The sequence below is a fragment of the candidate division WOR-3 bacterium genome, assembly GCA_039801245.1.
Taxonomy (GTDB): Bacteria; Hydrothermota; Tepidihabitantia; order Tepidihabitantales; family Tepidihabitantaceae; genus JAOABP01.
This window is the reverse complement of the sequence record JBDRUF010000064.1, coordinates 1-9,484: the sequence shown is the minus strand read 5'-3', so window position 1 is coordinate 9,484 and position 9,484 is coordinate 1. Positions and strand designations below refer to the sequence as shown.

Annotated in this window: 7 protein-coding genes; 2 read left to right on the top strand and 5 right to left on the bottom strand. The window is 53.0% G+C overall.

Annotated features, from left to right (window positions below; translation table 11 throughout):
* The 5 genes from ABIK47_07750 to ABIK47_07730 all read right to left on the bottom strand — a co-directional run.
* Positions 1 to 579, bottom strand: a 579-nt coding sequence (locus ABIK47_07750) for a DUF4249 family protein (GenBank protein MEO0020506.1), incomplete at its 3' end; no start/stop codon positions are given.
* A complete protein-coding gene (locus ABIK47_07745; GenBank protein MEO0020505.1) occupies positions 579 to 2,807 on the bottom strand; it encodes a TonB-dependent receptor in 2,229 nt (742 codons plus the stop codon). The genes ABIK47_07745 and ABIK47_07750, both read right to left, overlap by 1 nt.
* Before the next feature lie 4 nt (positions 2,808 to 2,811).
* Positions 2,812 to 3,384 (bottom strand): flavodoxin family protein, encoded by a 573-nt coding sequence (locus tag ABIK47_07740; GenBank protein ID MEO0020504.1) that lies wholly within the window; start codon positions 3,382 to 3,384, stop codon positions 2,812 to 2,814.
* Positions 3,385 to 3,458: 74 nt separating this feature from the next.
* On the bottom strand, positions 3,459 to 4,019 hold the full coding sequence (locus ABIK47_07735) for a nitroreductase family protein (GenBank protein ID MEO0020503.1): 561 nt from the start codon (positions 4,017 to 4,019) through the stop codon (positions 3,459 to 3,461).
* Between the two features lie 192 nt (positions 4,020 to 4,211).
* Entirely contained in the window at positions 4,212 to 5,126 is a 915-nt protein-coding gene (locus ABIK47_07730; protein MEO0020502.1) for a cation diffusion facilitator family transporter, read from the bottom strand.
* Positions 5,127 to 5,208: 82 nt separating this feature from the next.
* On the opposite strand from ABIK47_07730, the gene ABIK47_07725 reads away from it, so the two are divergent.
* Positions 5,209 to 8,448, top strand: coding sequence for a hypothetical protein (locus tag ABIK47_07725; GenBank protein MEO0020501.1), 3,240 nt, complete (start codon positions 5,209 to 5,211; stop codon positions 8,446 to 8,448).
* Positions 8,449 to 9,484, top strand: a 1,036-nt coding sequence (locus ABIK47_07720; GenBank protein MEO0020500.1) for a tetratricopeptide repeat protein, incomplete at its 3' end; no start/stop codon positions are given.

Sequence of the window (9,484 nt, the reverse complement as noted above, 5' to 3'; positions counted from 1 at the left end):
AAAGTAAAGAAAAAACATCTTAGGAATACGGACAAGGAGTGAGTCATAGGTGATGTCAAAGGAGTCATTAGGTATGATGGCGTCCAGATAGAAGGTGTCGATGTCTTCAATCTGGCGGAGGGAGAGAAAGTAGCCTTTGGCATCACGGCTTCTGGTCCAGACCATTGAGTCGTTGACGGTAACGGTGTCACCTGAGCGGGGAAAGAGGATTTCATAGGGTTGGGGAACAACGGTTTTGCCTCTGACCGTGTCAAACTCCGGGTGAGATGCCACAAGAAACCAGGTGTCGCCGCTTGCAACCGGCACCGGTTCTGGGGTAACATAGGAGTCGGCACCGGCATAGGCAAACTGCCATTCGCCATATTGCGAGATGATTTTCAGACGGGCAAGAGGAAAGATGGAGTCATATTTTTCATTGAGTTTGTAGGAGCGGTTGACCCTGGCGTGCACGGGATGGGAACCACTGCGCAATAGGGAATGGACCACAAGTTGCGGTGCAAAGGGCTGGTCCGGGGTTAGTTCGCAAGCGGAAAAGAGGAAAAACGCAAGGAAAATTAGGAGAAACAGTTTGCCCGGCATTAGAACCTCACCTTTATTCCAAGTGTGGGGAGAATGGGAATCATATTAATCTGGTGGCGCTGGGGAAATCCATCAGGGTTGAACTCCCAGTAGTAGAGCAGGACATTGCGGGCATTGTAAAGGTTGATGACATCAAGGAAGATGCTCACATCAAATTTGCCCACCTTGCTGGTTTTGGAGAGCCCGGCATCAAGCCGGTGATAAGCCGGATAGCGGAAGGCGTCGCGGGCTCCATAGATAAACTCCCATTGCATTTCCGCTTTGCCACCCGGTCTTTCAATCACGCGTGGATAATAGCCGGCAAGTCCGGAATAGGGCAGACCGGTGCCAAGTGTCCAGCGAAAGGTCAAATCCGCACCAAGGAGGAGCGCGGGAAAGTTCAGGACAAGGTTGATGTTATGGCGCCGGTCATAATGGGGGTGATAGGATTCGCCGTTGATTGTGCGCTCGGTCCACATATAGGAATAGGCAAGCCAGCCATTTACTCTGCCTGAGTTTTTGCGGATTAACAGTTCCAGACCGGAGGAGAAGCCTTCAGCAGGAAGCAATGAGTCGGGCTGGGTAAAGAGCTCACCATAGCGGGTTTCAAGGAGGTTGTTGTAGTCCTTGTAATAGCCCTCAACCTGAACCAGGATGGTTTCCTTGAGCCAGTGCTCAATTCCGGCGATGTAATGAAAGGCGCTGGGAATCGGGCGGTTTTTGGGAACCGGGACCCAGACATCATAGATGGAAAAGACCGGGTCGGTTGAGTTCAAGGTTATTAATGGCTGGGTGAATCTGCCCAGGGCAGAATTAAAGGCGGTGTTTTTGCCGAGGAAGAACTTCAGTCCGAGACGCGGCTCAGGCTCAATTCGTTTGCCTTTGGAATACCAGGCAAGACGCAGACCCGGGCGCAAAATGAGCTTCTTCGGGATGAGTTCCCATTTGTCCTCAACATAGGCGGCAAGGGGATAGAGGGTATCGGCAACCTCAAAATAGGTGGTATCAAAGTCAACCCTCAAGCCCATCCGGTTTGCCTGCAGGTCAAACCCAAAGCCAAGCGTGTGCCGGTCATGGGGATAATAGGTGAAGTTACCTTTCAGGTTATTGTTGGTCAAATCGCCCTTCATTTTGAAATCCTCGCCCTCCTGAAATTTTACCCGGAAACCGGAGAAGAAGTTGCTCCAGGCGGCAATGATTTCGCCGTAAAGGACCGGGTTGAAGACAGAGTTCAGGCGCGCAGAGAGGCCGCGATTGCCCCAGCTCATCCTGACATTAAATGCGTCCGGCTGTTCCGGGTCCCAGAAGGAGAGGACATCCTCAGCACCAAGACCGGCAAAACTCAGGCGGTGGTTTTCATTAAGTGAATAGTTTGCCTTGCCCATCAGGTCGTAAAAGTAGTAGCCCAGACCCTCAGCACCAAAGAGTGTCAAGATGAGATCGGGCAGGTAGGTCCTTCTTGCGGCAAAGAGGATTGAGCCCTTGGGAATCGGACCTTCAAAAATCCCTTTGGCAGCAATCATTGAGACCGAACCCTCGCCGGTGTATCTTTTGGAGTTGCCCTCGCGGGTGGTGACATCAAGAACCGAACTGAGCCGGGAGCCGAACTGGGCAGGAAAGCCGCCGGCAAGCAATGTGACATCAGCCACCGCCTCGGGCACAAATGGGGAGAAGATGCCAAAGAGGTGTGAGGGGTTGTAAACGGTAATACCGTCAAGGAGAATCAGGTTCTGGTCAGGTGAGCCGCCGCGGATGTAAAGTTTGTTGGAGAAGTCAGAAACGGTAATCACGCCGGGGAGGAGTTGCACGGTGCGAAAGATGTCAACCTCACCGCCAAGTTTCGGCACCAAAACCAGTTGTTTGGTGTCCATCCTTTTTGTTGATATCTCCACCTCCCTTTCAAAGCGCGCCCTTTCCGCAGTAACCTTGACCTCGCCCAGTTCAAAAGGTGCGGGCTTGAGTTCAATGTTGAGGCTGGTCAGCCTGCCCTCAGCAACCGTTATCCTCTCGCTGTGGGTGGCATAGCCGATGTATGAGACCTCAATCTGATAACTGCCCGCAGGGACATCGCCAAGATAGAAATAGCCCTTGGCATTGGTGGTTGCACCCAGACCGGTGCCTTTGATTTCAACATTGGCATAGGCAAGCGGCTCACCAGAGAGAGAATCACGGACAAACCCGTTGACCGCGCCGGTCCGGGCTGAAACCGAACTGAATAAGATAACAGTGAAAAGGGAGGCAAACCGCACAGAATCAATCAAAAAGTTGCTGGCGCAGCTCCCTGCCGAACCTCTTTGCCTCCTCAGCGATGCGCTCCTGTTTCTTTAATATCTTCGGCTCAGGGCAGTTGGCAACAACATAATGACCCAAGTATTTCACCTTGCCAAACTCGGCAAGACGCCGGAACATCGCCACTGCCAAATCGGCACCATCATAATGGTCACCACCAGCGGTGATGACAACCGCCCATTTTGCTCCCCTTAAAAGGTTTTCACCGGTCAAGAGGGCAAAGCAGCGGTCAACAGCGGTCTTCAACTGGCTGGTGACACCCCAGCAGAAGATCGGGCTTGTCCAGATGGTCAAATCGCTGTCAACCAGAAGGTCAAATATCTCCAGCATATCATCATCCTGCTGGCAGCCGGCGCGATTTTTGTAATTGGTGCAGTGAAAGCACTCCTGACAGCCGGCGATGTTCAACTTGCTCACCTGGATACGGTTGACCTCAATCCCCTTTTTGCCCAGACCCTCAAGGACCCAGTCGGTAACAAGCGCGGTGTTCCCCTTTCTCGGGCTGCCTTCAAGAACTAAAACCCTTTTCTGTTTCATCCTTTCGCTCCTTTGTTTGCCATTATCAGGATTAAATTAGCCGTTTGCGCCCTTTTGTCAATGAAGAGAAAGACCTATTTTGGTGCTGAGTTCCAGAAGGCGATTTTCTCCAAGGGCTTGCGCTTCACAGTTGCACGCTCACGCTCCTCAGCCGGATAGCCAACCGCAATCAATGCCACTGCCCGATAGCCCCGCCCCAGACCGAGGTGGCGCAAAAGTGCGCGGGAGTCAAACCAGCCAATCCAGCAGGTGCCAAGACCCTGTTCAGTTGCCGCAAGGACAAAATGCTCTCCGGCAATCCCCGCATCAATCAACTGAAACTGATTGCCCGCAGCACCGCCACCCAGCCGGTTGATTAGGATGTTCTCCTTTATCAAAAGGGCAACCAAGACCGGTGCGCGCGCAAAGTGCTTGGAGGCGAGAAAAACGCCCTTGAAAACCGCATTGCCGAGCGCCTGTTTCTTTTCTGGGTCGTCAAAGACGATAAACCGCCAGGGCTGACCGTTGTCTGCTGAAGGTGCCAGCCTTGCCGCCTCAAGGCAGAGGTTCAGTTTCTCCCTTTCAACCGGGCGCTCACTGAAGCGGCGAACCGAGCGCCGTTTCCAGCACAGTCTCAGGAAGTTACTTTCTGTCATAGATTAAAAATGTTAGAAAATCAGACCCAAAAGTCAATACGAACACCCCATCTGGGTGTAAGCCCCCTTTAACAATGGCTATTTTAGCGAAAATTGTGAGCGGGGATGCGAAGGGGGTCTGCAGCCACCCCGGGGGTCACTCCCCCTCTGGATATCGGGAAAAATAAAATGGGAAGGCGATAAAATTTTCTCCTATTGGGTTTCCGGTTCGGTATGGGGTTCAATATGAACTACAACCGTTTTTACATCCGGATTTGAACGCCTGATCTCCTCTTCAACCTTGGTGGCAATCTCATGCCCTGCCCGCACCGAGATCTCCGGGTCAACCTGAATATGGACATCCATTTCAATCAGGTTGCCAGCACCAGCGTGGCGTGCCCGGAAGGCATGAAAGCTCTTTACACCAGGAATCTGGGAAATGGTCTGGTGGAGATGGTCAATTGCCTTTGGTTCGGGCGCGCGGTCAGACAGTTTTTGCAGAGATGAACGGATGATGCGGATGCCGATATAGACAAGGAATGAGGCAAGGATGACCGCGGTCAAATGGTCAAGGAATGACCAGCGTTCACCACCGATGAGCGCACCGCCAATGCCAAAGGCAGCCGCAATTGAGGAGAAGGCGTCAGAGCGGTGGTGCCAGGCGTTGGCAATGATTGCCGGGTTGTGAAACCGCCTGCCAACCGCCCGCGTCCACCAGTAGAGCAGTTCCTTTAAGATGATTGAGGCGATTGCCATATAAAAGGGCACCCAGTTGCGCAAGGCGGTGTGGCGCTGGCTTAAGGTAAGGATTGCCTCACCGGCAACAAACAAAGCAGCAGCCACAAGGAGGATGCCGACAAACAGGGCGACGATTGTCTCATAGCGTGAATGACCGTAGTGGTGGTCTTCATCAGGCGGCTGTTTGGCAGCAGAGATTCCCCATAAAACCGCGATGTCGGATGCCAGGTCAGAGAGGCTGTGCAATCCATCCGCGATGATGGCGCTGGAGGCACCCAGGATACCGGCAGTAATTTTTCCGGCGGTGAGGAGGATGTTGATGATAAGTCCGGTAAAGGTGACCTGGCGCTCAAGCACAAGCTGGCGGGCAAGGGAAGGCTCTTTATTCATCTGGGCTTCACTTAAAAGGTTATCTTCAGGTGATTTGAAGTCAAGGGTTGCTTTTTCTTGGGGAGTGGCTTAATATTTATAAATGGCAAATCACCGGCAAAAAACAACGGGTTTGAAAAGAGCGCTGCAGCGGCTGAGGCGGACATTAATTTTCTACAACCTCTTTGCGCTCGCCTTGATAACAGTCGGACTCTTGTCATTGGGGACCTTGGTTGTGGCGCTCCTTTTCCTATCCGGCTGGGTGGTGCTGATCTTTCTGCTCCCGGTTTTTGCCACTGGATTTTTCTGGCTCAGGGAGACAAAAACAAAGAAGATTGGTTATAAGGTTGAGCGAGTGTTCCCGGTATTACAGGGAAGGCTTGTCGCCGCAATAGAACTTACCGAATATCAGCCCGACTTTGAGGGCTATTCCTTGAGTTTGCGGGATGCGGCGGTCAAACAGGTTGAGGAGGCGCTGAAGCCATTACCCCTGAATAAGATTATGCCCCAAAAAAGGCTCTTGTGGTCAGGGCTTTTTGCGGTTTTAAGTATCGGGCTGTTTTTAGGCTATTTCGGGATTGACAAGCAACGGGTAGAACTGGGGCTGTTAAACGGGTTTTCACCAGAAAGGTTGGAAATAGCAATTGCAGCATTTCCTCAGGATACTGCGGTTCTACCCGGTTCTGAGGTTGAGTTGGGTTGTCGGATAAAACCTGAGGGGATTTTCAAGTGGGTGCGGCTGGAGATGCAGGAGGGGTCAAGGGCTTTTAGGGTACATAAGAAAAACCTGAGATTGGACGGGGACAGTTGCCGGTTCAACATCATTGTCAATGAGGGGTTCAAATTCCGCTTCAGGGTTTTGTCCAGGGGTTCGGACTGGTTTCGTGTCGGTTTGATTGAGCCCCTGACACTCAAACGGCTCTCATTTATCTGTCACCCACCAGGATATTCCCGTTTGCCCGAGGTGCGGGTAAGTGGCACCGGACTGGCGGTGTTAAAGGGGACAAGGGTTGATTTTGAGGCAGAGGCGAGCGCAACGGTTGAAAGGGCGAGGGTAATCTTGGGTGAAGAGACTGTTTGGGCGCGGATAGATGAAAGGGATTGGCGCCGATTTTCCGGCAGTTTTGTGGTAATGAAGGATGGGGTAGGAACCGTGGAAATGGCAGGTGCTGATGGCAACCTCAGAGGCGCTGCGAGTTTTGATGTCCGGGTGCTTCTTGATGAGCCACCGTTTGTCAAGGTTTTCATTCCGGGCAGGGATGTTGACCTGCCAATGAGTATGAAGGTGCTCTTGGGCATAAACACCATTGATGATTACGGGCTAAATGAGTTGTGGCTCCATTATGGTAAAGATAGTATCGCTAATGCGGTGAGGCTGAGGCGGCTTGATGGCAAACTTGAGGACACCACATTATATGTCTGGGACCTCTCATCTTCCGGACTGGTCCCGGGCGAGGCGATGAGATATTTTGTTCGGGTGAGTGATAACGACCAAATTTCCGGTCCCAAGAGCACCAAGAGCGAGGTCTTTTCAGTCCGATTTCCCACGATGCCGGAGATTTATTCGGCGGCGGTGGAAAGGACCGGCACCACCCAGAGTGAACTTGAACCTTTGCAGGGAGAACAGGCAAGGATTGGCGAGGAGCTTGCGCGGGTGGCAGAGGAGTTGAAGAAAAACCGCGAACTTTCCTGGGAGGAACGGCGGCGACTTGAGGATGTGGTTCACGAGCAGGCGGCTTTATTGGAAAAGATTGAGGATTTGAAGGAGGATGTGGCAAAGGCGGCACAGGAGATTCTTGAAGGGATGTCCTGGGATAAGGAGACGCTTGAGCGTTTGGGGCAGTTGCAGGAACTCCTATCCCGTTTATTGCCCAAGGAGTTGCAGGAGGCGCTCAAGGAGCTGGCAAGGAAACTTGGTGAGCGCGGCAGTGATTTGCGCCAGGCGCTTGAACGGGTTCAGGTTGAGCAGGAGAAACTGCAGGCAGGGATTGAGCGGGCGCTGGAACTTTTAAAGCGGATTATGGAGGAGGTAAAGCTGGAGGCGCTGGCAAAACAGGCAGAGGAGCTCAAGCGGGAGCAGACAAAAATAACCGAGATGCTGGCAAAGGAAACTGGCGAGGAGCTTTTAAGGCAGCAGGAGGCGATAAATTCAGGACTTGACAGTTTGGAAAAGGGAATGAAGGAACTGGCAGATGAGGTTTCTGAAGAGGCAATCGCCGAGTCCTTAGAGGCAATCGGCGAGCAGCTGAAGGCAAGGGATATCAAGGCGATGGCGGCAAAAATGAAACAGGAGCTGGCAACCGGGGACAAAAAGCTGGCAAAGGAAAGGAGTGAGCAACTGGCACAGTCCTTTAAGGAAATGGAGGAAAGGCTCAAAAATTTGAGTGAGGGGTTAAAGAAAAGCCGTTCAGCTGAGGTGTTGAGGCGGATGATGGCAGGTGGTGATGAACTGTTGACCATCTCCCAAGAGGAGGAAAGGCTGGAGGAGAAACTGCGGCAGGGTGCGGCTCCTCAGGCAATTGCCAATGAGCAGATGGCGCTTTTGGAGGCAACAAGGATAAGCGCTGAGAGCCTTTTGAGTCTGGGTGCGCAGACAATGGCAATACCGCCAACATTAGGGCAGGAACTTGCCCGTGCGCTCAAGTCTATGAAAGAGGCGGCGTCATTGGGTGCAGAAAGGCGCGGGGCAAATATGGGTGCGCAGATGCAGGCGGCACGGCAAAGTCTGAACCGGGCGGTGGAGATGCTTTTGGCTGCGGCGGACAAGATGCAACAGGGTGGTGGTCTTGCTGGTGGGCTGCAAAACCTCTTAGAGCAACTTTCCCAGATGACATCAGAACAGCTGGCGATTAATGCCGGCACCGCTGGTCTGCCAATCCCGATTCCGATGGGAGGTTTGGGTGCTGGGCAGATGGAACAGTTGATGAAACTCCTTGCCCAGCAGCAGGCGCTACGCCGGCAGCTGGAGGAGCTTTTGCAGTCTATGGGTGGAGAACGCCCCGGACTTACCGGCAGCCTTGAGCAACTCCTTGAGGAGATGAAAGGGGTGGAAAGGGCGCTTTCCGAACTGCAGATTGACCGCAAACTGATTGAGCGCCAGGAGGGAATAGTTCATAAACTGCTTGATGCCCAGCGGAGTTTGCGCCAAGAGGGGTTCAAGGAACAGCGGGAGAGCGAAACCGCAAAGGAGTATCAGTTAGAGGCGCCTTCGGGTCTGCCTGAGGATTTGGGTGAGAGGAACCGGCGTTTGCGGGAGGAGCTATTGCGGGCGCTGAAACAGGGTTATCCCTTGGAGTATGAGCGGCTGATTCGAGCATATTTTGAGAGACTCCTGGAGCGATAGATGCGCAAAATTTTGACCTTTGCATTTTGCCTTTTGCACCTGGCGTTGGGGGCACAGGAGGCTTATCGCGGCCAGATTTTGGAGCAGGCGGGTCAGTTTGAAGAGGCGTTTGCGGTTTACCGCTCGGTTTTGGAAAACAGCCCCAAGGACCGGCAGGCGCTTTTGGACTTTATCAGGGTGTGCCGGCATTTGGAGCGCTACGATTCGCTCTTAACCGTTCTGCGCCAGCTGGAGGGGAAGGGAGAGAGAAGTTTTGAACTGGGTCTGGGGATTGTTGAGGCGCTTTTGAAAACCAGGCGCCGGCAGGAGGGGCTTACCCGCGCCCAGGCGTTGCTGCAAAGTTCGCCTGAGCGAGTTTTGGAGATTGCTCAGGTTTTAACCGAAGGTGGCGAGCCCAATGTTGCGGCTCAGTATCTTGAAGGGGCGTTGAAAACCAGCGGTTTCAGGATGGATTATGCCGATTTCCTGATAGGTCTATACGAAGAGACAGGTCGCCTGCCAGAGGCGGCAGGAGTAATCAGCGAGATTGTCAATAAAGATGAAAGGCATCTGCAGCGGCTGCTTGAGCGGCTTTCGGGTTACGGGCGCCAGGCTAATTATCCGCGGGTTATTAAAGAATTAGGAAAGATTAAAGACCCAAAGTTACGGGCAAGGGCGCAGGCAGCGGTCTATCTGGGCGCTGGTGAGGAGATGGCAGCGGTGAGGGTTGTGCAGACGGTCTTAAGCGAACAGGAGCTTTACCTTTTTGCCCAGGATTGCGAGCGGAACGGAGCTCTCAATGCGGCACTAACGGTATACTCAAAGCAAAATGCCTGGGCAGATTGTGCGCGGGTCTTGCGGCTGATGGGTAGAGTTGAGGAGGCTTTGAGGTTCTTGGAGCGCGACACAACCCCTGCCGGTGTCCTTGAACTTGCCGAAATCGCCCGGATAGAACAGAGGGATTTTAAAAAGGCGCTCAATGCCTACCAAAAGGTCCTGAGACACCGCCCGAAAGATAGGGCGGCGCTTTATGGTCTGGCAAGGGCGCTGATTGGAT

Excerpts from the sequence above, each read along its gene's own strand:
- ABIK47_07740 (MEO0020504.1), bottom strand. The coding sequence starts at position 3,384 with ATGAAACAGAAAAGGGTTTTAGTTCTTGAAGGCAGCCCGAGAAAGGGG.
- ABIK47_07735 (MEO0020503.1), bottom strand. The coding sequence starts at position 4,019 with ATGACAGAAAGTAACTTCCTGAGACTGTGCTGGAAACGGCGCTCGGTT.
- ABIK47_07730 (MEO0020502.1), bottom strand. The coding sequence starts at position 5,126 with ATGAATAAAGAGCCTTCCCTTGCCCGCCAGCTTGTGCTTGAGCGCCAG.
- ABIK47_07725 (MEO0020501.1), top strand. The coding sequence starts at position 5,209 with ATGGCAAATCACCGGCAAAAAACAACGGGTTTGAAAAGAGCGCTGCAG.